24 protein-coding genes are annotated in these 21,993 nt (G+C 36.3%); 2 read left to right on the forward strand and 22 right to left on the reverse strand.

The features are described from left to right. Nucleotides 1–14: 14 nt before the first annotated feature. From GMD78_RS16400 to smc, 13 genes are all read right to left on the reverse strand, one after another. Nucleotides 15–788, reverse strand: coding sequence for a ribonuclease HII (locus GMD78_RS16400; RefSeq protein WP_196493849.1), 774 nt, complete (start codon nt 786–788; stop codon nt 15–17). 229 nt (nt 789–1,017) lie between these two features. Next, on the reverse strand, nt 1,018–1,869 hold the full coding sequence (ylqF, locus tag GMD78_RS16405) for a ribosome biogenesis GTPase YlqF (RefSeq protein WP_155670233.1): 852 nt from the start codon (nt 1,867–1,869) through the stop codon (nt 1,018–1,020). Nucleotides 1,870–1,876: 7 nt separating this feature from the next. Next, on the reverse strand, nt 1,877–2,437 hold the full coding sequence (gene lepB / locus GMD78_RS16410) for a signal peptidase I (protein WP_155670235.1): 561 nt from the start codon (nt 2,435–2,437) through the stop codon (nt 1,877–1,879). A 140-nt stretch (nt 2,438–2,577) separates the two neighbouring features. Further along, a complete protein-coding gene (rplS, locus tag GMD78_RS16415) occupies nt 2,578–2,922 on the reverse strand; it encodes a 50S ribosomal protein L19 (RefSeq protein ID WP_155670237.1) in 345 nt (114 codons plus the stop codon). A 140-nt stretch (nt 2,923–3,062) separates the two neighbouring features. Further along, nucleotides 3,063–3,809, reverse strand: a complete 747-nt coding sequence (gene trmD, locus GMD78_RS16420) for a tRNA (guanosine(37)-N1)-methyltransferase TrmD (RefSeq protein ID WP_155670239.1) — start codon at nt 3,807–3,809, stop codon at nt 3,063–3,065. After that, the gene (rimM, locus tag GMD78_RS16425) at nt 3,809–4,324 is read right to left on the reverse strand and encodes a ribosome maturation factor RimM (protein WP_155670241.1); all 516 of its coding nucleotides are present in this window, start codon (nt 4,322–4,324) and stop codon (nt 3,809–3,811) included. Before rimM ends, trmD begins: the two co-directional genes overlap by 1 nt. Nucleotides 4,325–4,329: 5 nt before the next feature. Then, on the reverse strand, nt 4,330–4,725 hold the full coding sequence (locus GMD78_RS16430) for a YlqD family protein (RefSeq protein ID WP_343042396.1): 396 nt from the start codon (nt 4,723–4,725) through the stop codon (nt 4,330–4,332). Between the two features lie 79 nt (nt 4,726–4,804). After that, complete coding sequence (locus GMD78_RS16435) at nt 4,805–5,032, reverse strand: KH domain-containing protein (protein ID WP_155670245.1); 228 nt, start codon at nt 5,030–5,032, stop codon at nt 4,805–4,807. 18 nt (nt 5,033–5,050) lie between these two features. Then, nucleotides 5,051–5,320: a 30S ribosomal protein S16 gene (gene rpsP / locus GMD78_RS16440; protein WP_155670247.1), complete on the reverse strand. Its 270-nt coding sequence runs from the start codon at nt 5,318–5,320 to the stop codon at nt 5,051–5,053. 145 nt (nt 5,321–5,465) lie between these two features. Continuing rightward, nucleotides 5,466–6,809, reverse strand: coding sequence for a signal recognition particle protein (gene ffh, locus GMD78_RS16445; protein WP_155670250.1), 1,344 nt, complete (start codon nt 6,807–6,809; stop codon nt 5,466–5,468). A gap of 12 nt (nt 6,810–6,821) precedes the next feature. Further along, complete coding sequence (locus GMD78_RS16450; RefSeq protein WP_155670252.1) at nt 6,822–7,148, reverse strand: putative DNA-binding protein; 327 nt, start codon at nt 7,146–7,148, stop codon at nt 6,822–6,824. An 83-nt stretch (nt 7,149–7,231) separates the two neighbouring features. Then, nucleotides 7,232–8,227 (reverse strand): signal recognition particle-docking protein FtsY, encoded by a 996-nt coding sequence (ftsY, locus tag GMD78_RS16455; protein WP_155670254.1) that lies wholly within the window; start codon nt 8,225–8,227, stop codon nt 7,232–7,234. A 14-nt stretch (nt 8,228–8,241) separates the two neighbouring features. Then, nucleotides 8,242–11,808: a chromosome segregation protein SMC gene (gene smc / locus GMD78_RS16460; protein ID WP_155670256.1), complete on the reverse strand. Its 3,567-nt coding sequence runs from the start codon at nt 11,806–11,808 to the stop codon at nt 8,242–8,244. Between the two features lie 271 nt (nt 11,809–12,079). Here smc and GMD78_RS16465 point away from each other — a divergent pair, with 271 nt between their 5' ends. Further along, nucleotides 12,080–12,304, forward strand: coding sequence for a DUF1128 domain-containing protein (locus GMD78_RS16465; protein WP_155670258.1), 225 nt, complete (start codon nt 12,080–12,082; stop codon nt 12,302–12,304). Nucleotides 12,305–12,362: 58 nt separating this feature from the next. Here the strand turns inward: GMD78_RS16465 and rnc are convergent, their stop codons facing one another. The 9 genes from rnc to sdaAB all read right to left on the reverse strand — a co-directional run bounded on the left by rnc (nt 12,363) and on the right by sdaAB (nt 20,408). Continuing rightward, nucleotides 12,363–13,046: a ribonuclease III gene (gene rnc / locus GMD78_RS16470; RefSeq protein WP_155670260.1), complete on the reverse strand. Its 684-nt coding sequence runs from the start codon at nt 13,044–13,046 to the stop codon at nt 12,363–12,365. 111 nt (nt 13,047–13,157) lie between these two features. Beyond that, nucleotides 13,158–13,394 carry an acyl carrier protein gene (gene acpP, locus GMD78_RS16475; protein WP_155670262.1) on the reverse strand — a complete coding sequence of 79 codons (237 nt, stop codon included), beginning with the start codon at nt 13,392–13,394 and terminating at the stop codon, nt 13,158–13,160. A 36-nt stretch (nt 13,395–13,430) separates the two neighbouring features. Beyond that, on the reverse strand, nt 13,431–14,171 hold the full coding sequence (gene fabG / locus GMD78_RS16480) for a 3-oxoacyl-[acyl-carrier-protein] reductase (protein ID WP_155670264.1): 741 nt from the start codon (nt 14,169–14,171) through the stop codon (nt 13,431–13,433). Next, nucleotides 14,171–15,109, reverse strand: a complete 939-nt coding sequence (gene fabD, locus GMD78_RS16485) for an ACP S-malonyltransferase (protein ID WP_155670267.1) — start codon at nt 15,107–15,109, stop codon at nt 14,171–14,173. The genes fabG and fabD overlap by 1 nt, the downstream gene beginning before the upstream one ends. Continuing rightward, nucleotides 15,106–16,107 carry a phosphate acyltransferase PlsX gene (plsX, locus tag GMD78_RS16490; protein WP_155670269.1) on the reverse strand — a complete coding sequence of 334 codons (1,002 nt, stop codon included), beginning with the start codon at nt 16,105–16,107 and terminating at the stop codon, nt 15,106–15,108. Before plsX ends, fabD begins: the two co-directional genes overlap by 4 nt. After that, nucleotides 16,108–16,683 carry a transcription factor FapR gene (fapR, locus tag GMD78_RS16495; RefSeq protein ID WP_343042398.1) on the reverse strand — a complete coding sequence of 192 codons (576 nt, stop codon included), beginning with the start codon at nt 16,681–16,683 and terminating at the stop codon, nt 16,108–16,110. It lies immediately after the preceding gene. Between the two features lie 118 nt (nt 16,684–16,801). Next, the gene (gene recG / locus GMD78_RS16500) at nt 16,802–18,835 is read right to left on the reverse strand and encodes an ATP-dependent DNA helicase RecG (protein WP_155670272.1); all 2,034 of its coding nucleotides are present in this window, start codon (nt 18,833–18,835) and stop codon (nt 16,802–16,804) included. A gap of 14 nt (nt 18,836–18,849) precedes the next feature. Next, nucleotides 18,850–19,725 (reverse strand): L-serine ammonia-lyase, iron-sulfur-dependent, subunit alpha, encoded by an 876-nt coding sequence (gene sdaAA / locus GMD78_RS16505; RefSeq protein WP_155670274.1) that lies wholly within the window; start codon nt 19,723–19,725, stop codon nt 18,850–18,852. Nucleotides 19,726–19,745: 20 nt separating this feature from the next. Beyond that, the gene (gene sdaAB / locus GMD78_RS16510; protein ID WP_155670276.1) at nt 19,746–20,408 is read right to left on the reverse strand and encodes an L-serine ammonia-lyase, iron-sulfur-dependent subunit beta; all 663 of its coding nucleotides are present in this window, start codon (nt 20,406–20,408) and stop codon (nt 19,746–19,748) included. A gap of 134 nt (nt 20,409–20,542) precedes the next feature. Here sdaAB and GMD78_RS16515 point away from each other — a divergent pair, with 134 nt between their 5' ends. Next, complete coding sequence (locus tag GMD78_RS16515; protein ID WP_155670278.1) at nt 20,543–21,832, forward strand: NCS2 family permease; 1,290 nt, start codon at nt 20,543–20,545, stop codon at nt 21,830–21,832. The last annotated feature ends 161 nt before the right edge of the window (nt 21,833–21,993 follow it).

Raw genomic sequence — 21,993 nt, forward strand, 5'->3', positions numbered from 1 at the left:
AGGACACCACCTTTTTATTCGTTAATGACACTACGTACAGGTGCAAATGATTTACGATGATATGGAGATATACCATGCTTTTTTAAGTTTTCCATATGATGCTTCGTACCATAACCCATGTTAGTCCGAAATTCATACATTGGGTACTCATTATGTATATCCTTCATCAATCGATCTCGAGTTACCTTAGCTAAAATACTCGCAGCTGCAATGGAAATACTTTTAGCATCCCCTTTAATAATTGCTTCAGTGGTGCAAGATATCCCATTAAGTTCGACAGCATCAATTAATACATGATCTGGTTGTGGAGACATTTCAGAAATAGCATTTCGCATTGCTAATTTCGTAGCTTCAAGAATATTAATTTTATCAATCTCTTCATTGCTTATGATAGAAATAGCATAACTTACCGCTTCCTTCTTTATAATGTCAAAGAATTCATTCCGCTCGGTTTCATTTAATAACTTGGAATCATTTAAACCCAATAGTTTAAAGTTTGGCGGTAAGATCACCGCTGCTGCTACAACCGGACCTGCTAATGGACCTCGCCCTGCTTCATCAATCCCTGCAATATTTTTGCAACCTCTAGCATAATTTTTCTTTTCAAATGTACGCATTTCTTCATACGTTTTTTCCAATGCTAATTTCTTAAGTTTTTGCTTTTCATAGTTTTTAATTAATTGTTGCACACCTTTTCGTTCATCTTTTTTTAATTCATTTAATAAATGATCATCTATGTTACCTTCATGAAAAAGTGTTTTTAACGTTGCAATTGATTTTCTCATCATACTAATACCCCTATCTCTTTATCTATATATCGGATACATTTTAAATTATATTAGCTAGTAATACGACTGGTAAATCAGATTCAAAACCTATCAGCTAAAAAAGGATGAAGCTGAGGAAAAGTTGTATTAATCAATGGAAAATCCGAACTAATTAGTTCGGATTTCTTTTGGGATATTTTAAGTTAGCGTTGCGTCTTTAGAATGGAGCTTTATTTTTGCCAGCCTCAAATTAGTTTTCATCTGGAGTTTCTAGCGTGATATTACCTAATCGTCCTGTCCGTAGATCACGGATTACTATATCGGATACTTTATCAAAATTAACATTACCTCCGCTTTCTAAGGCACCATGTTGTTTTCCAATCTTAACAAAGATATCCCACATATCCTGCATATCCTGATCAATATGATACCGTTCCTCAATAAGCCTTGGATAATGCTCCTGCATATATTTAATGACGAACGCAACGATATCCTGTAAAGAAAGCAATTGATCCTTTATCGTTCCAATTGCCGCTAATCGATATCCTACCAATTCGTCTTCAAATTTTGGCCAGAGTATTCCTGGAGTATCCAATAATTCAAAGTCTTTCTTCACTTTTATCCACAGTTGATGTTTTGTAACACCGGGACGATCACCAGTTTTTGCTATTTTTTTGTTTGCAAGTCGATTAATTAAAGTTGACTTACCGACATTAGGAATTCCAACAATCATTGCTCTCGATGCTCTTGGCTGGATCCCCTTCTTTTTCAGTTTTTCCATTTTTTCCTGTCCAAGTTCTTTTGCTAATTGAATAACTCGTTTTATGTCTGCTTTATCATTTACATTTACTGCAATTGCTGTAATATTACGCTCCTTAAAATAAGCAATCCATTTATCAGTTTCCTTCATGTCAGCTAAATCTTTTTTCATTAAAACAATCATTTTTGACTTGTTTTGTAAAACTTGATGTAGCATTGGGTTTTGTGAGGATAAAGGTGCTCGTGCGTCAACTAACTCGATCACGAAATCCACCAACTTTAGCTTTTCCTCAACTTCTCTTCTTGCCTTAGCCATATGGCCAGGAAACCATTGTATCGTCATGTTAACCCTACTTTCCTACCATTTGCATACGATCAAATGGCCAATAAATTAAACTCGTAGTGCCGACAATTTGCTCCATTGAAATGACTCCCAACACCCTACTATCTGTTGAATTATTACGATTATCACCAAGTACTAGAACATGTCCCTCAGGAATCACCTCATAATTCCCAGGAAGATCTTCAAGAGTAAAATCATTAGTCGGTCCTGGATATGGAAGAACATCATCTTGTTCTTCCGTATAAAAAGGCTCCTCCACCGCTTCTCCATTTATATAGAGTACATTATCTTCATATGCAACATGTTCACCAGGTAATCCTATAACCCGTTTAATAAAGTCTTTTTGATCGGAAGCATGAAAAACTACAATGTCAAAACGTTCTGGATCATTAATTTGATACTTAAATTTATTGACAATCATTTGGTCACGATCATGTAGTGTTGGTAGCATAGATGGACCATCTACTATAATTGGAGTAAAAAAGAATGTTCGAACAATGAAAGCTAACGCAAAGGCTATCAATAATGCTTTCACCCAATCAAACCATTCACTATTCCGTTTAGCCATGCACAAACCTCCGACCCTACACATATGTATGTTTTATTATGAATCTAGGTAACTTTTGCTATGCAAAATAGCTAATATTTAATATGTAAAAAGGAGCCTGTGCACTGTAGCAAAGCTCCTTTTCGAACCATTCATTGTAATTATCGACGTTCTTTAATACGTGCTGCTTTTCCACGTAGGTTACGAAGATAGTATAGTTTCGCACGGCGAACAATACCACGACGTGTAACTTCGATTTTATCAATGCGAGGTGAATGTACTGGGAAAGTACGTTCAACACCTACACCGTAAGAAATTTTTCTTACTGTAAATGTCTCGCTGATTCCACCGTTTTGGCGTTTAATTACAACACCTTCGAATACCTGAATACGCTCACGAGTTCCTTCTACAACTTTAACGTGAACTTTTACAGTGTCACCCGGGCGGAAATCAGGATGATCAGTACGAAGTTGATCTTTTGTAATGTCTTCGATCAATTTTTGCATCCTGCTTCACTCCTTCCAAACCAATGCTCTTATCTCACTAGGTGACAGCGGAACATCGTTTATACGCACTTAATCGAACTTAAGCACAATAATAAATATATCATAACAGAGAGGTTAGTTCAACTATCAATAAAAGTTTTTTACAGATTTTTATCTTTCCTTTTTCTCAGTTCTTCTAGTATTTTTATTTCCTCATCAGATAATGAATGGCTTTCCAATAGTTCCTTTCGGCGTTCATAGGTTCGCTTTAATGATTCCCGTTTACGCCATTCTTCAATTTTAGCATGATCACCTGATAGTAATGTATCTGGTACTTTCATTCCTCTAAATTCTGCTGGTCTTGTATAGTGAGGGTGTTCCAGTAAACCTGTTGAGAATGAATCCTGTGGTGCTGATTCTTCATTACCTAAAACATCCGGTAATAATCGAACTACACTATCTACGACAACCATAGCACCTAATTCTCCCCCAGTTAACACATAATCACCTATAGAAATCTCATCTGTAACTAAATGCTCACGAATTCGCTCATCATAGCCTTCGTAATGACCACAAATAAAAACTAGATGTTCTTCTTGTGCAAATTCTTCTGCTTTTTTTTGGGTGTATTTTTCCCCTTGTGGACACATTAAAATAACTCTTGGTTTTGTTTTTGTTTCGTTAGTTACTGCTTCTACCGCGTCAAATACAGGTTGCGGTGTTAATACCATACCCGCTCCACCACCATATGGGTAATCATCTACTTTTTTATGCTTGTTTTCTGTATAATCACGGAAGTTAACTAGATTATAACTAAATTTTTCTTTTTCACGTGCCTTCTTTAAGATAGATGTGTTAAAAACTCCTTCAATCATTTCTGGAAACAATGTTAAAATATCGATATGCATTAGTCTAGCAGTCCTTCCATTGGTTCTATCACGACATGCTTCGCTTCCACATCAATCTCTTTTACAACCTCTTCAATGTAAGGAATTAAGATATCTTTTCCTTTTTTCTGTTTAACTACCCACACATCATTAGCGCCAGGTGATAAGATCTCTTTAATAACACCAAGTTCTCTTTGGTCTGTCGTTTGTACCTGACAACCGATAATTTCATGGTAGTAATACTCATTCTCTTCTAATTCATCTTGTTGGTCTTCCGAAATTTTTAAAAAGGAGCCTTTGAAATGCTCCACATCATTTATATTGTCATAGCCTTTGAAATGTAATAGATCAAAGCCTTTATGTATGCGATGTCCATCAATGATCAAAGAATGCATATCATTGGTTCCTAATTCAATATATAATGTTTCTCCAATATGAAAACGTTCATCAAAATCACTAATTCGTAATACCTTCACATCTCCACGGATACCATGTGTATTTACAATTTTTCCGACATTGTACATTTTACTTGTCATACTTATCACCTGCTATTATCGATCCTTACAACAACATCATCTTTAATGACGATTGCTGTTTGTTCCATTATTTCATTCCAATGTGAACCAACACTCACTTCAACAAGAGCTTCAACTTCTTTTTCTACAATTTCACTACCAATAGCTAGCATATCCAATTGGTCCATTTTAAAATCGATTAGTTTTACTTTTTCTTTGCGATTTTTAATCTCTTGTTGAAAGCGCGCGGAAATATCCTGTTTAGATACCCCAGGCTTGTTCTGTAGCTTTCGCTGCTCGAAAAGTAACTGTTGACACTCTTGCTCAAGTCGCATTTTCGTCTCCATAAATTTTGCTTTTAATTTATCTTTACTTTTCTCTGTAATAATTTGCTTGATTAGGACCTTTTTAATTATCTTCACTATTCCCTCACCCTCACTAAACATAATCAGTTTAGTTTATCCAGAGATGTGTAAAAAGGGAAAGGTATCCCCTTTCCCTTTACATAATATCCAAATAGATTTTTTTGTTAGCATCCGACTTCGCTGCATAAACAACCGTACGGATAGCTTTTGCAATACGCCCATTTTTTCCAATAACTTTCCCTACATCTTCTTGATTCACAGTAAGATGGTAAACGATTTTCGTTTCTTCTTCTGTTTCTGTCACTACGACATCTTCTGGGTGATCAACAAGTGGTGTAACGATAGATTCAATTAGGGCTTTCATGATTATCACACTACTTTACTATTGATTTTTCTGTTCGTGGAATTTTTTCATGATGCCTTCTTGTGAGAAAAGATTGCGTACTGTATCACTTGGTTTTGCACCTTTAGTCATCCAATCTAGCGCTTTTTCTTCATCTATTTTAACTTCAACTGGATTAACTACAGGGTTATATGTTCCAATTTGCTCAATAGAACGTCCATCACGAGGAGAACGTGAATCAGCTACAACGATACGATAAAAAGGATTTCTTTTAGATCCCATACGTTTTAAACGAATTTTTACTGCCATGTTTATTGCACCTCCAAAAATTATATTTATCATAAAATGTTCATCACAAGTTTAGATTCTATCAGAAACTTGTTCGTCTGTAAAGTGTTTTTACATTACAACATAAAAAACTTGATTTTTCCTTACTCTTTTCGTCTATTATTGCTTACATAAAAGGAAATTTCATACCTTTTCCTTTTTTACCTTTTTGCATATTCGTCATTTGTTTCATCATTTTTTTCATTTCATCAAACTGTTTTAATAAGCGGTTAACCTGTGAAACTGAGGTACCAGACCCCTTAGCAATACGTTTTTTACGGCTTGCATTCATCAAACTAGGATCCTTGCGCTCTTGTTTTGTCATCGATTGAATAATAGCCTCAACATGAGAAAGCTGCTTTTCATCGATTTGCGCATTTTTTAATCCCTTCATTTTATTCGCACCAGGGATCATGGCCATTAAATCTTCTAATGGTCCCATATTCTTTACTTGACCCATCTGTTCTAAAAAGTCATCAAATGTAAAGGACATAGTCCGCATTTTCTCTTCTAATTCCTTGGCTTGCTTTTCATCCACATTCGTTTGAGCTTTTTCAATTAAGGATAAAACATCACCCATCCCCAATATACGGGAAGCCATACGTTCTGGATGAAAGGGTTCTAATTGGTCAAGCTTTTCACCCATCCCAGCAAATTTAATTGGTTTATCTGTAACTGCTTTAATTGATAATGCAGCACCACCACGTGTATCACCGTCAAGTTTCGTTAACACAACCCCTGAAATATCAAGTTGCTCATTGAAGCTTTCTGCAACATTTACTGCATCTTGACCAGTCATTGCATCAACCACAAGGAAAATTTCATCGGGTTTAACAGTTGCCTTAATTTGTTCGAGTTCTTCCATCAAATCAGAATCTACGTGCAAACGTCCAGCAGTGTCAATAATGACATAGTCATTATGTTCTTCCTTTGCTTGCTCCATCGCTTTTTGAGCAATATCAACTGGGTTTGCCTCTGTCCCCATAGAAAAAACAGGCATACTTAGTTGCTCCCCAAGTGTTTCTAATTGCTTTATAGCAGCTGGACGATAGACATCACACGCAACTAAAAGTGGTGAACGATTGTGTTTTTTACGCAAGTGATTAGCAAGCTTACCGGTTGTGGTCGTTTTACCCGCACCCTGTAAACCAACCATCATAATTACTGTCGGTGAACGATCTGCAACGGCAATTTTACTTTGCACTCCACCCATTAATTCGGTTAATTCTTCTTTAACTACTTTAATGACCTGTTGTCCTGGTGTTAAGCTTTCCATTACTTCCTGTCCAACAGCACGCTCTTTAATCCGTTTAATTAAATCTTTAACCACCTTGAAATTAACATCCGCTTCTAGTAATGCTAGACGGACTTCACGTGTCATTTCTTTTACATCTTGTTCGGAAACTTTCCCTTTACCAGTAATCTTCTTAATTGTATCCTGTAAACGGTCGGCCAATCCTTCAAATGCCATGGAAGCTTCCCCCTAATCTAATTCTTTTAATTGGTCTATCAACGTAATCAATTGGTCAGTTCCAGCGTTTTTTGCTTCAGCTTCAAGCTGTTCCATTAATTCAGCACGACGCTGGAATTTTTCATATAATAATAATTTCTCTTCATACGATTCTAGCATTGCTTCAGTACGTTTGATATTATCATAAACAGCTTGTCTGGATACTTGAAACAATTCGGATATTTCACCTAAGGAATAGTCCTCCAAGTAGTACATCTCCATATAGTTACGCTGCTTGGGTGTCAGTAATGCTTGGTAAAAATCCAATAAATAATTAATTCTAGTTGTTTTCTCGAGCATATTAACACCCCTTGTTAAGTGAATTACCTTTACATTTCATAATAACGAATGAATTTATTTGTTGTCAAGTTCATCTTTATCCATTATTCTGCTTGCTCTTCTAACATATCAGCAAATAAGCCGTAAACAAAAGCATTTGCATCAAATTTTTGTAAATCCTCAATCTGCTCCCCAAGTCCAACATATTTTACAGGTATATTTAATTCATGGCGAATAGCTAACACGATTCCCCCTTTGGCAGTTCCGTCAAGCTTCGTTAAAACTATACCAGAAACATCTGTTGCTTCTGAAAAAGTCTTTGCTTGACTCAGGGCATTCTGTCCTGTTGTTGCATCTAAGACAAGTAAAACCTCATGTGGTGCACCAGGTACTTCTCTTTCGATTACTCGCTTTACTTTGGCAAGCTCATTCATTAAATTTACTTTGTTTTGCAATCTTCCTGCAGTATCACAAATTAAAACATCCGCATTACGGGATTTCGCAGCTTTAATACCATCAAATATAACCGCAGCAGGATCACTCCCTGCATTTTGTTTAATGACATCTACACCTGCACGCTCTCCCCAGACTTCTAATTGTTCAATCGCACCAGCACGGAATGTATCTCCTGCAGCTAGTACTACATTTTTACCCTGTTGCTTTAATTGATGTGCAAGTTTTCCGATAGAGGTTGTTTTCCCTACTCCATTTACACCAACTACTAGGATTATGGATAAATCATTTTCTTGTAGATTGATTTCTTCTATCTCTTCATTATCTTCTCCATAGTAGATTTCGACAAGCTGCTCGGATATAACATCTTTTACCTCTGAAGAATCTTTAATATTACGGCGTTTTACTTCCATCTTTAGTTCATCAATAAGATCCATTACTGTCATAACACCAACATCAGCCGATATAAGTACTTCCTCTAATTCCTCAAAAAAGTCCTCATCAACCTTTCGATAACGAGCAATTAAATCATTGATCTTCCCTGAAAAAGAATTTCTCGTCTTTTTCATGCCTTCTTTATATTTAGCTGATACGTCTTCCCTATCATTTTGCTTGAATGTATTTTTAAATTTCTCCATGAAACCCATGATCGAACAACTCCTTACGATTCAATTAGTTCTTTTGTTTCCTCTAAGCGAACAGAAACAAGTCGCGAAACACCTGATTCTTGCATCGTTACTCCATAAAGCACGTCTGCTTCTTCCATTGTACCTTTACGGTGCGTGATAACGATAAACTGTGTATTTTCACTATACATCTTCACATATTTAGCAAAACGAACAACATTAGCTTCATCAAGTGCTGCTTCTACCTCGTCTAGCACACAAAATGGTACTGGCCGAACTCGTAATATAGCAAACAATAATGCAATTGCAGTTAAAGCTCTCTCTCCACCCGAAAGCAATCCTAGATTTTGTAATTTCTTACCAGGAGGCTGAGCTATTATATCAACACCTGTATCCAATAAGCTTTTTGGGTCTGTTAGCTTTAATTCTGCACGTCCGCCACCAAATAATTCTTTAAACACAATGGCAAATTCTTCTTTGATTTGGGTGAACGTCTCGTCAAATAATTTTTCCATTTCTGCATCCATCTCAGCAATTACCGAATATAGTGTTTCTTTCGCATCTACTAAATCGTTTTTTTGTTCTGTTAAGAAGGAATAGCGTTCTGAAATTCGTTCAAATTCATCAATTGCACCTAAGTTAACCGTTCCTAATTGTTCAATTGACCATTTAATTTCCTTGACCTTAGATTTTGCTTCATCGATATCTTCTACTTGCTTATATACCTGTTTTGCTTTCTCATACGTAATTGTATATTCCGTTTGTAAGAGTGATAAACGGTTTTCTAACTCTACGTCTAGACGATTTGCTTTCACTTCTTTTTGCTGGATGGCTTGACTTAATGTTTGATGATGCTTTGATTCTTGCTTTAATTCTCTTTCTTGATCTTGCATGAGTTGCGTACGCTTTGTTCGCTCAGACCTTAAATCTTGTATAGAAGTGGTAATGGATTCCTTTTCTGCTTTAGTCCCTTGAATGCTTGCGTTAATCTCTTCTTCCGTTTCATCCGAATGTTTCATAGCTAATAATTCATCTAGATCCTTCGTATAGATGGTTAACTGTTCATCCAGTTCTTGTAATTGAGCTTGAAGAGTATTCGTTTTATCACGTTGGTTTCTCGTTCGTTCCTCTTGCTCAGCTAACGAAACTTGTTTTTGATGCAATTCATTTTGAAGTTGCTCTTGATTTTCTTTAAATTCTGTTTCCTGCTTAGTAAGAACATTAATCTCTTCTTGAATAGTAGATAGTTTTGCTTCAATATGACTTAGTTTTTCTGTTATATCTCTATCCCTGTTTTCTAATTGATCACGCTCTTGATTAAATTGCTGCTTATCTTGATCATACATAGAAAGATTCTCATCAAGAGAATTTAATTTCATTTCAACTTCATTATATGCCGTTCTTACTTGTTGAAGGGTGATCTGCTTATCGTTTAAATCCTGTTCAAGTGTAGCCAATTTATTTTCTTTATCAACATTTTGCCGTTTTTGTTCGTTAACTTGTTGTTCAAAATTAATAGCTTTCTGTTGAAAATCCTCTAGTTTATTGGTTAGTTCTTGTAAGTCTTTTTCTCTTGTAAACAAAGACTGGTTCGTTTTCTTTTGTGCACCACCAGACATAGATCCTCCAGGGTTTACAACATCCCCGTCCAATGTAACAATACGATATTTTCTATTAACAAGCTTAGCAATTTCATTCGCATCTTTTAATGTTTTAGTGATAACCACATGTCCCATTAAATGATCAATAGCTCTTTTATATTTGTCCGTTGTAGATACTAGCTCAGAAGCAACACCAATAAAACCAGGATGAGATTTTATTTTCATTAGACTATCGTGAATAATAAATCTAGGTTGAATGGAAGCAAGAGGTAAAAAGGTAGCACGTCCATTATTGGTTTGTTTCAACCAACTGATAGCACTCCGAGCACTCTGGTCATTTTCTACGATGATATGTTGTGCCTGTCCACCTAGTACGGTCTCTATTGCTGTAATATAATCTTTCGGAACATCTACTAACTCAATAACAGCCCCGTGGATATCCTCTAAAACTCTCTCCTCACGCGCCTTTAATACGGCTTTTACACCTTGGAAAAAACCTTGGAAATCTTCTTTCATTTCCTCAAGTGTTTCTTTTTTCGACTTTAATTTCTCGATATATTGATAGCCTTGATACAGTTTCGTCTGGGACTCTTGGAAGGAAGCACGCCCTTGTTCTAAATCCTTTTTTAATTGTTGTTGTTCCATTGACTTATCTTGGTAAGTCTTTTCAACTTCCTTGAGCTGTTTCCCTTTATCTTCCTTAAGTTGTGTATACTCATCCCGTAACGTAATAAGGTCCTGGAACTTTTCAGCTTGCTTATCCTTCTTGGTTGTAATTTGCTGTAGCTGTTGTTGGATCGACTGACGTTCATTTCGAAGTGCAGCTTGATCATTTAAGAACTCAATATACTCTGACTTCAATTCTTCAATTTGTTCCGCTATATTTTCTTGTTCAGTAGTTAATTTTGCTTCTAATTGTTGTACAAGTTCTTTTGTTTGTTGTCGTTCTGTTTGTAATTCCTTAAGCTTATCCCGCTCTGCTGCTAATTCTTCTTCCAACTTCTCAATTCGTACAGTCGTGTCATGCTTTTGGGCTTCAAGTTTTTCTTTATTCTCTTCAAAATGCTTAGAACGTTCATGAAAAACTTGCTTTTTCCCTTCATACTGCTCAAGTAGCTGAGTGGTTGAAAGTAATTTTGATTGTAATTCCTCTATTGCATCATCTATCTTCTCTATTTCTTGACGTTCATTTTCTAGTTTTGCTTCTTTTTGTTGAATAGCAGTTTTCACTTCAATTTCTTTCATTTTTTCTTGATCAATATCCTGTAATAATTCTTGCCATTCACCATGTAATTTTTCAATTTCAGTAATTAGAAGGGAAATTTCCTGTTCTTTTAATAAATCCTTCTGTTTTACGTACTCTTTAGCAGTTTCCGCTTGCTCCTCTAAAGGATCAATTTGCTGTTCTATTTCATGAATAATATCTTCCACACGGTTCAAATTTTCTTGAGTTTCCGCAAGTTTGTACTCCGCTTTCTTTTTGCGCTGCTTATATTTTAGTACACCTGCTGCTTCTTCAAAAATAGTTCGACGTTCCTCGGCCTTAGAGCTTAAAATTTCTTCTACTTTCCCTTGACTAATAATCGAAAATGCTTCTCGGCCAAGTCCTGAGTCCATAAACAAATCCACAATATCTTTTAATCTACAGGATTGTTTATTAATATAGAATTCACTTTCACCAGAGCGATAAACCCGTCTTGTCACACTTACTTCTTCATAATCTAATGGAAGTGCCTGATCCGAATTATCAAGTACCAATGAAACCTCTGCCACATTCAATGCTTTTCTTGTATCACTACCTTGGAAAATAATATCCTCCATTTTCGAGCCACGTAATGATTTAGCAGATTGCTCACCCAGCACCCACCTGATCGCATCTGTAATATTACTTTTCCCACTACCATTAGGTCCAACTACTGCAGTAACTCCTGGAACAAAATCAACATTAATGCGCTCTGCAAAAGATTTAAACCCAACACTTTCTAATCTTTTTAAAAACATAATCATTCTCCTAATCAAACACTGGCTTTTGTATTTATGTACCAATGATTCCCCCAAAATAAATTAGAAAACTTAGCTTTTACCAAGTCTTTATGGCAATAGCCTTAGTTGCACTTATGCAGGATTAGAAGGCATAGACTTTCTAATCTGCAATAAATAGAAGTTGGCTTTTTAACTCATTTATTTTATCATAAACTTAGTAACAAAAGAAGCGTCTCGACGTATTCACCGGTTTTGTTACCCCCTAAATCTAATCTTAAGAGGTGTAGTAATGAATTTAGAAAATGCAACACAAGAAAACTTGAAATTTATATTAGATGAATTAGCGGAATTATTGGACGTTGTTAATCGTTCCATTATGGATGCAGAAGATTATGATCTAGAAAAATATGATGATTTAAAGTTCATGTATGATATCATAAAACAAAAAGGTCAGTTAAGTGCTTCTGAAACTCAAGCATTTATCGAAGAGTTGCGTTCTGTAAGAAAAAAATAGATATTATAGAAAAAAGAGACTGTATTCCACATTTGTGCGTACAGTCTCCTTTTGAAAATCATTTAGCAAACGTATCTAATACCTTTTTAGCAGCCCGCTGCTCCGCTTCTTTTTTCGTTCTACCTACTCCTGTACCAGATACCCCTTCCTTAATCACTACTTCAGCAACAAATTCTTTATTATGTGAAGGACCTTTTTCCTCAATAATTTGATAAACAATCTTCTGATTTTTATCTTGTTGTACTAATTCCTGTAATTGACTTTTATAATCCATCGCATGCGAAAAAGCACCTGTATCAATTTTTGGAAAAACATGCTCTTCGAGAAATGCTAAAGCTATATCAAAACCTTGATCCAAATATAAAGCCCCTAAAAAGGCTTCAAAAACATCGGCTAATAAAGCTGGACGATCGCGCCCACCAGTTTGTTCCTCTCCTTTACCAAGTAAAACATGATCACCAAATTTTAATTCTTTAGCAAAATTATAAAGGGATGGTTCACAAACAATAGAAGCCCTTAGTTTCGTCATTTCTCCTTCTGGCATATTAGGATTTTTTCGGTATAAGTATTGCGATACTCCCAACTCTAATACAGCATCACCTAAAAATTCCAAACGCTCGTTATCCGAAAAGGTTTGATCCCGATGCTCATTCACATAGGATGAATGCGTAAATGCCTGCCTAAGTAATGTATGGTTATTGAATGTTAAATGAAGTTGTTCTTCTAATTGTGCAACATTCATGTACAATGCTCCTCTATACATAAAAAATATACTGAAAGTCTCGTAAAAACGAGACTTTCTAAAAGTTAATTTGGCTATCTGTACGAGCATAAACTCGAGTTAGCTATTAAATTATGACTGTAAACTGTTTATGTAATTAACAGCATCACCAACAGTATTTATTTTTTCTGCTTCTTCATCAGCAATTTCCATGTCGAACTCATCCTCTAATTCCATTACTAGTTCAACAACATCTAATGAATCTGCTTCTAGATCATCTTTAAAAGAAGCCTCCATTGTTACTTTTGATTCTTCAACATCAAGCTTATCAACGATGATGTCTTTAACACGATCAAACACGTCTGCCATATCTTTCACCCCCTTTCAAATGCCGTTGTTGGATTTTTACATCACCATTCCACCATCAATATGGATAGTTTGTCCGGTAATATAGTTAGCATCTTCTGAAGCTAGAAAACGAACAACTCTTGCCACATCTTCTGGAGTACCTAATTTAGCTAAAGGAATCATAGCTAGCATTCCTTCACGTTGCTCATCAGTTAACTCATCTGTCATATCGGTAGAAATAAATCCAGGTGCAATTGCATTTACAAGAATATTGCGAGATGCTAATTCTTTAGCTGTAGTTTTTGTTAATCCGATTACCCCAGCTTTTGCAGCAACATAATTTGCTTGACCAGGATTACCACTAACTCCGACAATAGATGCAACATTTATGATCCGACCAGATTTTTGTTTCATCATTTGTCTCGTTACAGCTTTCGTACATACAAAAACGCCTTTAAGATTTGTGTTTATAACTTGGTCAAACTCTTCTTCTTTCATGCGCATTAATAAATTATCTCTCGTAATGCCAGCATTATTCACTAAAATATCTAAACTACCAAATTGGCCAATAACTTCCTTAACCATAGCTTTCACACTAGATTCATCGGACACATCTGCTTGGATTTTAAAAGCATTTACTCCAAGCTGTTCAATCTCTTCTACAACAGCCTGTGCTTTCGCTTCGCTTCCAGCATAGTTTACAGCTACATTTGCTCCTTGTCTAGCTAGTTCTAAAGCTATGGCACGACCAATTCCACGTGATGCACCAGTAACAAGTGCACTTTTACCCTTTAACATTATGCATCCTCCTTAAACCAAGACACAAATTCATCTAAAGATGCTACATCCTGTACGGTAAAGATTTGTGCTTTACGATTTATTTTTTTCACTAGTCCACTTAACACTTTACCAGTCCCTATTTCGACAAATGCATCAATATTTTCATCCATCATGTTTCGGATCGACTGATCAAATCTTACTGGTGAATATAACTGTTTTAATAAAAGTTCTTTTATTTCATTACTGTTTTTCACTGGTTCGGCAGTTACATTCGCAACTACTGGTATACTAGCATCATGAATGGTTACTTCGTCTAGGTACTTAGCAAATTGATTATTGGCTGGTTCCATTAATCTAGAATGGAATGGACCACTTACATTTAATGGTAGCACACGTTTTGCACCGTGTTCCTTTAAAATTTCTGTTGCCTGTTCAATTCCCTTTCGGGAGCCGGATATAACAATTTGTCCAGGACAATTTAAATTAGCTATATCAACAATTTCATCTTGTACCTGATCCAAAACATTTTGGATATCTTCTTCGGACATTCCTAATACAGCAGCCATTGTCCCTTGCCCCTTAGGAAAAGCATCCTCCATTAAGCGACCACGGGTTCGAACTAGTGGTAGTGCCTCTTCAAGAGATAGTGCACCTGCTGCCACGAGTGCACTATATTCACCTAAGCTATGTCCAATCGTCATAACCGGTTGAATGTTTTCTGCATCTAGTAAAGAATGAATGGCAATACTTGATAATAAAAGGGCAGGTTGTGCATTCTCTGTTTGTGTTAGTGTTTCTTTCGGCCCTTCAAACATAAGTTTTTTTAAGTCAATACCAAGGGCATTGTTTGCTTTATTATATAATTCTTTTACTGTTGAAAATTGCTCATAAATCTCTTTTCCCATTCCGACTGCTTGTGAGCCTTGGCCGGGAAACATAAAAACTACTCGTTTCATTCATTCCCCTCCTTATTTATCTCTTCTACTGTTTCCTTAATTTTATCTGTCACTTGATAATCTACCATATGACAAGCTTGTTTTATGGCGTTATAGATCGCCCTACTATTAGAAGATCCATGCGCTTTGATCACTGGTGCTGCTAATCCAAATAACCCAGCTCCACCATACTCCGAGTAATCTAATTTATTTTTTAAACCTTTAAGATCCGATTTAACCATAGCTGCTGCTATTTTTGTTTTAAGCGAACTCAAAAAGGTCTCTTTGATCATGGTGAACATCGCGTAAGCAGTGCCTTCAATCGTTTTTAAAGCGACATTCCCAGTAAATCCATCGGCAACGACTACATCAGCAACACCTTCTAATAAGTCTCGAGCCTCTACATTTCCGATAAAGTTAATTGGTGCTTCTGTTAGTTGATCAAAAGCTTTTTTAGTCAATTCATTACCCTTACCATCCTCTGTCCCTACATTTAGTAAACCGACAGTTGGATTGTGAATTCCTCTCACTTTTTCCGTATATATGGAACCCATAATGGCGTATTGCAGGAGATGATTTGGTTTTGCATCAACATTCGCTCCAACATCCAGCATTAAAAATCCCTTCCCATCGATTGTTGGAAGCGTTGGACTCAATGCTGGTCGATCGATTCCCGGTATTCTTCCTACTACAAATAGGCCAGCGCTCATTAAAGCACCAGTATTACCAGCAGAAATACATGCTTCTGCTCGCCCTTCCTTTACCTCTTTTGCCATTAAAACTAAGGAAGCGTTTTTCTTGCGACGTACTGCTCGAACTGGTTCATCCTCAGCCGTAATCATATCTGTTGTATGTATAATATCGATATTTTTTGAGTTAGTTAAAAATGGTTTGATCTTATCTTCATCGCCAACTAACGTAATATGTACATTTTCAATAGCTTCGATAGCTTCCATTGCACCTTTAACAATCTCTTCAGGTGCATGGTCACCACCCATTGCATCGATTGCTAATCTCATTTATTGATCTCCTTTGTTATCTGTTGAACGATACATATGAAATATTCCAGTGAAAACTTTTTCAGTCTCAACAGTACTAGTAACGTGAACGATCGTTAATCCTTTTTCATTAGTTCCTTCTACTTCTGCCTTTGCAACCACTCGTTCTCCCAGTTTAACTTGTCTCATGAATTTTATTTCCGATTTAGCAGTTAATGCCAGCTCGTCATTAATAACTGCAACTGCTAAAGAATTTGCTTGGGCAAATAAATGGTGCCCTCTTGCTATGTTCTTTCTTGTAAAAAGATGCTCTTGACCAATGTCTAAAATAGATATTGCTCGTTGATCCAATTCTAGATCAATTATTTCCCCTATTACATCTTCTAACGGTAACGCCCGAACCGTTTCATTCCATTGGCTAGTAGCAACTGTTTTTATTCGTTCCCTTAATTCGGGAATTGATAACTCCATTCGATCAAGTCGAACGGTTTGAATACTTACAGAAAACTTTTTTGCCAACTCTTCATCTGTAATAAAAGGTGTTTGTTCGATTGTTTCTTTTAATAGTTCTTGACGTTTTACCTTTGGTAATTTCACATCAAACACCATCCACTTAATTATTAAAATATTCATTTGTGCTATGTTGTACATCAGTTTTATGACTAGGTCCTAATAGTAATATATAATACCACGATTATTTATGCAAGTGTGGATTTTAGTCTAACTTTTGTGAATATACACCATCACTTTCGATATACAATCGTAATGGTAGATATGATGGATCCTCTTCCAGTAAATTATTACTTATTATTTCTTGTGCATCCTGTCGAGCCGTTTCTAGTGCTCGATAGTCATGGATCATATCGGCTACTTTAAAGTCAGGAACACCACTTTGTTTCTTTCCAAAAAAATCACCAGGACCACGTAGTTTTAAATCCTGTTCAGCTAACTCAAAACCATTATTCGTTTCTGTCATAATACGCATTCTCTCTTTTCCAACTTCACCTTTTGGATCGGCAATTAGTATACAGTAACTTTGCTTATCCCCTCGTCCGACTCTACCTCTTAGCTGATGTAATTGCGAAAGGCCAAAACGCTCCGCATCATAAATAACCATAATCGTAGCATTCGGTACATTTACTCCTACTTCAACAACAGTGGTAGATACTAATACTTGGACTTGATTTCCTGCAAATTGCTGCATGACCTGATCCTTTTCCTCAGAACTTAATCTTCCATGCATAAGACCAACTTGTACGGTAGATTGATAATAATCTTGTAATTGATGGTAAAGGTCCACTGCATCCTGGATGTCCAACTTATCCGATTCTTCAATAAGTGGACATATAACGTAAGCTTGCTCCCCTGCTTCTACTCTTTTTTCAATAAACTGAAGAATACGATCAAATGTATTTGCTTTTGTCCAGTAGGTCTCAATCTCTTTTCTCCCTGCTGGCATTTCATCAATCACCGAAACATCCATATCCCCAAATGCAGTAATCGCTAAGGTTCGAGGGATCGGTGTAGCCGTCATAAATAGTACATCGGGATGTAACCCCTTGTCCCTAAGCGTTCGTCTTTGCTCTACCCCAAATCGATGTTGTTCATCAACAATAACCAAACCAAGATCATCAAAAAATACATCATCTTGAATTAACGCATGGGTACCAACAACAATATGTACATCATGATTATGTATCGAGGATAAAATTTCTTTCCGTTTCTTTCCTTTTACAGAACCAGTTAATAATACGATATTTGCTCGATCCCCAAATAATTCTGTTAACGATTGAAAATGTTGCTCTGCTAAAATTTCAGTCGGTACCATTAATGCACCTTGTTTGTTGGCCGTTATCGCAGCATACAGCGCAATTGCGGCTACAGCAGTTTTTCCTGAACCAACATCTCCCTGCAATAAACGGTTCATCCGATATGATGATTTCATATCCTGTAGGATTTGACTTAAAGAGCTCTCTTGTGCTCCAGTTAACTTAAATGGAAAATCACTGATAAAATCCTCTACTTGCTTTTTATCATAGTGCTGTGTATTTCCTTTTGAAGCTTCTCTATTTAATTTCCTCAATAATTGAACCTTTAATTGAAAAAGTAAAAATTCTTCATACGTAAACCTTCTCCGCGCATGTTTTAATGCTTGACGATCTTTAGGAAAATGCATTGTCTTAATCGCATTTTTACGATTTGGCAGTTTGTAGGAAGTTAAATAATTCGAAGGAAGTAGCTCGGTTATTTGTTCTCCAAAATCTTTGATTGCCGCTTGAATTGATTTTTTTAATTTATAGTTCGTAACGTCACCCTTTACGGAATAAATGGGTTGAATATTACTCTGATTTTCTGCAGAACCCTTTTTATAGTTGCTAACGGTAATTTGTAAACGATGCGCATCCCATTTTCCTGTCATAGTAACCGTGTCACCCATTTGTATTTGTTTTTTTGCAAAAGCTCGATTAAACATAACAGCCCTTACAACGACATTCTCTACTTCCACATTAAACATCAACCTTGACTTTTTCTTTCCATAAAAGGAGAGAGAAGGTGCATTTAATACCCTTCCCTCAATGGTTACTTTATCTTCATGAATTAATTCGCTAAGGGGTTTTATTTCAAACACATCATATCGATAGGGAAAATGAAAGATTAGGTCTTCAATGGTATGGATTCCCATCTCACTTAAATCTTCTGCAAATTTCTCTCCGATACCTTTAATATTTATTACTGCATCACTTAGCATATAAATCACTCTTTCTATACAGTCAATCCAAATATTTTTTCTTTTAATAGTCGCCCTGTAGGTGTATCAGCTAAACCACCTTCACCAGTTTCACGTAAGCTTGACGGCATTTGCTTTCCAATACGGTACATCGCGCCAATTACCTCATCACAAGGGATTCTACTCGTTACATTAGCTAAAGCTAAATCAGCAGAAACGATTGCTAAAGAAGAACCGGCTGCATTTCGCTTCACACAAGGAACTTCTACAAGACCAGCAACAGGATCACAAACAAGTCCAAGCATATTTTTTAACGTTATCGCAAAAGCTTCAGCTGATTGTTGAGGGGTTCCCCCTGCCATTTCTACTATAGCCGCAGAAGCCATAGCCCCTGCAGAACCAACCTCTGCCTGGCATCCACCAGCGGCGCCTGATATAAAGGCATTGTTAGCCACGACAAACCCAAATGCTCCAGAGGTAAATAAATAGCGAATCATTTGTTCTCTGGTCGGATTCAATTGATTTTTAACTGCAAATAAAGTTCCTGGAACAACACCAGCACTTCCCGCCGTAGGTGTTGCACAAATCGTTCCCATTGCAGCATTTACTTCATTAGTTCCCATAGCTTTACTCACTGCATCTAACATAAGATGACCTGATAAAGGAGTTTTTTCTTTCATATAACTCTGTATTTTCACTGCATCTCCACCAGTTAAACCGGTGACAGATTGTACCCCTTTTAAACTATCCTCAATGGCTTTTTCCATTACCTCAAGATTTTTTTCCATATCTGCAAATACTTCTTCGCGAGTTCTATTTTTAACATCCATTTCTTGTCGGATCATTACTTCTGAAATTTGAATATTGTCTTTTTCTGCCATTTCCACTAATTCCGCTACTGTTCGAAACATGTGAAAACTCCTCTCTCTAGTTAGCTTACAATCTTAGAAATTCGTATAATATGATCTGCATTCTCTAATTCTTTTAATATATCATCTTCTACATTCTGATCTACTTCAATGACCATTAAGGCTTCTTTACCCACATCTTTCCGATTTACTTCCATATGACCTATATTTATTTCATGTTTAGCAAGTATTTTAGTAACACTAGCAATAGCCCCAAATCGATCATTATGCATAATTAGTATAGCAGGATGATTTCCAGATAAACGCAATTCAAATCCATTTAATTCCGTAACCTCAACCTTTCCACCACCAATTGAAATACCTACTAATTCCATACTTTCTTCATCTTTTCCAATAATTAATCTTGCAGTATTTGGATGTTCTGTCTTCGCACTGTCTTCGATGAATTCAACCTTCAAGCCACGTTCCTCAGCTACATCTAGTGCCTTACTCATGCGTGGGTCATCCGGCTTAAATCCAAGTAATCCACCAGCAAGCGCAAAATCAGTTCCATGCCCCTTATATGTCTTGGCAAATGAGCCATATAAATGAATACGTGCCCAAGTTGGTTCTTTTCCAAATAAATTTCGTGCAGCTAAGCCAATTCGTGCTGCACCTGCTGTATGTGAACTGGACGGTCCGATCATCACCGGACCGATTATGTCAAAAACGGAATTATATTTCATATTGTCACCGCCTAATATTGTATAGTAAAAACACCTATTGTAAATTATAACAAAAACCTCTATAATAATCATTTGTGGATTATAGATTTAATAATCGGGTGGGAGAGGGACATTAAAATATTTGAGGAGATTACATGCTTTTCAACAATCAAAAGCCAAAGCTTGAGAGTAGAGATAACCTTCGCAACGATCTTATTGCAGGTATTATCGGTTTTTTAACTACAGTTTATATTGTAGTAGTAAATGGCTCCATTCTCAGTGAAGCAGGCATCACGTTAGAAGCAGGTATGATCGCAACGATACTAGCTAGTTTTGTTGGAACGTTATTAATGGGAATGATTAGTAAATTACCTTTAATACTCATTCCTGGAATGGGAATCAATGCGCTTTTTGCATATTCTATCATACAGGGAAATGGGTTCACATTTCAAGAGGGGTTAGCAGTCGTTTTCATCGCTGCAATTATTTTTATCATAACTGCCTTCACAAAGCTTGGATTAATTTTAAAAGAAGCAATTCCAAATTCGCTGAAACATGCGATTACCGTTGGACTAGGGTTTTTCCTAATTCTAATTGGTTTAGAGAAAAGCGGTCTCGTTGTAAGTGGAGAAAGCACGATAATTGCAATTGGTGATTTCACTTCTCCTACAATCATCGTAAGTGTACTAACATTGTTTATGGCAATCTTTTTGTTTGTCAAAAATGTTCCAGCAAACTTTTTAATTACGATGATTGGTGGAACTGTTCTTGCATACTTGTTTGGAATTATTGAAACAGGTACAAGTAAAAGCTCAATTAATTTGAATCCAAGTGAGGCATTATTTGTACCATCTTTTTCAGCAATTGGTGATCTATCGTTTTGGTTAGCTGTTTTCCCATTAGCAATGATCTTAATTTTTGAGAATATGGGATTACTACATGGCCAACTTCATATGCTTGACCGTAATGATAGCTATAAAAGCGGGTATAAAGTAACGGCATTCTCAACCCTTACCTGTGCTTTTTTAGGAACATCACCAACCGTTTCTGCTGCTGAAAATGCTGCGGTAATTGCTTCAAAGGGAAGAACTGGTTTTGCTGCAATCATTGCTAGTTTATTGTTCTTGGCAACAATATTTATCATCCCATGGATTACAATGATTCCAAATACAGCGATTAGCCCGATTTTAATTATCGTTGGATTTTTAATGGCGCAGAATATACGCCATATACCATTAGATAATATATCAGAAGCAATACCTGCCTTTTTAATTGTTGTAATGATTCCGTTCACCTATAGTATTGCCGATGGAATGGCATTTGGATTTATTGCCTACCCTATCGTAAAAATGGCATTAGGAAAACGTAAAGAATTACCTGCAACATTAATGATTATATCAACCTTATTCTTGTTTGATTTTGTCATTAAATTTATAGGAATATAAACAAAAGAATCGCCTTTCACTTGAAAGGCGATTCTCAGCTTGTAGAGAAAGTAGGTGTTTTTTCTCTACAAGCTTTTTTAATTCTGTCATAACTGTTTTATTAAGTAAGAAATTTTTATTGAAAATAAACTCCCACACAACTAGCCTAGCTTTGCTAGGTG

This window comes from Ornithinibacillus caprae (assembly GCF_009728145.1).
Lineage (GTDB): Bacteria > Bacillota > Bacilli > Bacillales > Amphibacillaceae > Ornithinibacillus > Ornithinibacillus caprae.

Bases quoted from the DNA above. Each gene is read 5' to 3' on its own strand.
- GMD78_RS16400 (WP_196493849.1), bottom strand. From the start codon at position 788: ATGATGAGAAAATCAATTGCAACGTTAAAAACACTTTTTCATGAAGGT.
- ylqF (WP_155670233.1), bottom strand. From the start codon at position 1,869: ATGACGATACAATGGTTTCCTGGCCATATGGCTAAGGCAAGAAGAGAA.
- lepB (WP_155670235.1), bottom strand. From the start codon at position 2,437: ATGGCTAAACGGAATAGTGAATGGTTTGATTGGGTGAAAGCATTATTG.
- rplS (WP_155670237.1), bottom strand. From the start codon at position 2,922: ATGCAAAAATTGATCGAAGACATTACAAAAGATCAACTTCGTACTGAT.
- trmD (WP_155670239.1), bottom strand. From the start codon at position 3,809: ATGCATATCGATATTTTAACATTGTTTCCAGAAATGATTGAAGGAGTT.
- rimM (WP_155670241.1), bottom strand. From the start codon at position 4,324: ATGACAAGTAAAATGTACAATGTCGGAAAAATTGTAAATACACATGGT.
- GMD78_RS16435 (WP_155670245.1), bottom strand. From the start codon at position 5,032: ATGAAAGCCCTAATTGAATCTATCGTTACACCACTTGTTGATCACCCA.
- rpsP (WP_155670247.1), bottom strand. From the start codon at position 5,320: ATGGCAGTAAAAATTCGTTTAAAACGTATGGGATCTAAAAGAAATCCT.
- ffh (WP_155670250.1), bottom strand. From the start codon at position 6,809: ATGGCATTTGAAGGATTGGCCGACCGTTTACAGGATACAATTAAGAAG.
- GMD78_RS16450 (WP_155670252.1), bottom strand. From the start codon at position 7,148: ATGCTCGAGAAAACAACTAGAATTAATTATTTATTGGATTTTTACCAA.
- ftsY (WP_155670254.1), bottom strand. From the start codon at position 8,227: ATGGGTTTCATGGAGAAATTTAAAAATACATTCAAGCAAAATGATAGG.
- smc (WP_155670256.1), bottom strand. From the start codon at position 11,808: ATGTTTTTAAAAAGATTAGAAAGTGTTGGGTTTAAATCTTTTGCAGAG.
- GMD78_RS16465 (WP_155670258.1), top strand. From the start codon at position 12,080: ATGAATTTAGAAAATGCAACACAAGAAAACTTGAAATTTATATTAGAT.
- rnc (WP_155670260.1), bottom strand. From the start codon at position 13,046: ATGAATGTTGCACAATTAGAAGAACAACTTCATTTAACATTCAATAAC.
- acpP (WP_155670262.1), bottom strand. From the start codon at position 13,394: ATGGCAGACGTGTTTGATCGTGTTAAAGACATCATCGTTGATAAGCTT.
- fabG (WP_155670264.1), bottom strand. From the start codon at position 14,171: ATGTTAAAGGGTAAAAGTGCACTTGTTACTGGTGCATCACGTGGAATT.
- fabD (WP_155670267.1), bottom strand. From the start codon at position 15,109: ATGAAACGAGTAGTTTTTATGTTTCCCGGCCAAGGCTCACAAGCAGTC.
- plsX (WP_155670269.1), bottom strand. From the start codon at position 16,107: ATGAGATTAGCAATCGATGCAATGGGTGGTGACCATGCACCTGAAGAG.
- recG (WP_155670272.1), bottom strand. From the start codon at position 18,835: ATGCTAAGTGATGCAGTAATAAATATTAAAGGTATCGGAGAGAAATTT.
- sdaAA (WP_155670274.1), bottom strand. From the start codon at position 19,725: ATGTTTCGAACAGTAGCGGAATTAGTGGAAATGGCAGAAAAAGACAAT.
- sdaAB (WP_155670276.1), bottom strand. From the start codon at position 20,408: ATGAAATATAATTCCGTTTTTGACATAATCGGTCCGGTGATGATCGGA.
- GMD78_RS16515 (WP_155670278.1), top strand. From the start codon at position 20,543: ATGCTTTTCAACAATCAAAAGCCAAAGCTTGAGAGTAGAGATAACCTT.